This window comes from Sutterella massiliensis, from assembly GCF_016899755.1.
GTDB lineage: Bacteria > Pseudomonadota > Gammaproteobacteria > Burkholderiales > Burkholderiaceae_F > Sutterella > Sutterella massiliensis.
This window is the reverse complement of record NZ_JACJJC010000252.1, coordinates 1-517: the sequence shown is the minus strand read 5'-3', so window position 1 is coordinate 517 and position 517 is coordinate 1. Positions and strand designations below refer to the sequence as shown.

The following is a 517-nucleotide window of genomic DNA, read 5'->3' as shown; positions in this document are numbered from 1 at the left end:
CCGGCAGTGCGGAGCAAACGCACTGCTCAACATACATACGATCCATATTGAGAGCTACTACGCCTATCAGTCGTATTACGAATGCCGAGGCGTTCCTGCCGTCATTGCCCGCCGGGCTCCCGGAGGTAAATACACGAAGGAGCAGCTCATTCAAAGCTTTTATGTTCATTCGCAACCGCCGTCGCGCATGATGCAGGCTTATGAGGACTGGCTTGAGCTTCAAACTGCGGGGCAAATCCGCAGGAAAAAGTTCGACCGTATTTACCGCTTTTACCTTATTCTCTGTCCGCTTCTGCTCTTTTTAACTGCTGTCGACATCAAGCTAAGCAAGGGAGGAGATATCGCCACAGCGTGGTTCGGTTTTGGCTTCTTTTACGAACAGTTGGTCAAACTCTTTAGCTGACGAAAACGCCCCTGACGGGGCGTTTCATTTTTGGGAATCACCGATCGTTTTTTCCGATGTCGCTGAACGGATTGACTTCAACGCCGCCTACGACAATCGTTTTCACCTTTACAC

Annotated in this window: 1 protein-coding gene; it reads left to right on the top strand. The window is 50.3% G+C overall.

All coding sequences use genetic code 11. The features are described from left to right. On the top strand, positions 1-403 hold a 403-nt coding region (locus tag H6A60_RS12425; RefSeq protein WP_205105096.1), incomplete at its 5' end, for a hypothetical protein. Between the last annotated feature and the right edge of the window lie 114 nt (positions 404-517).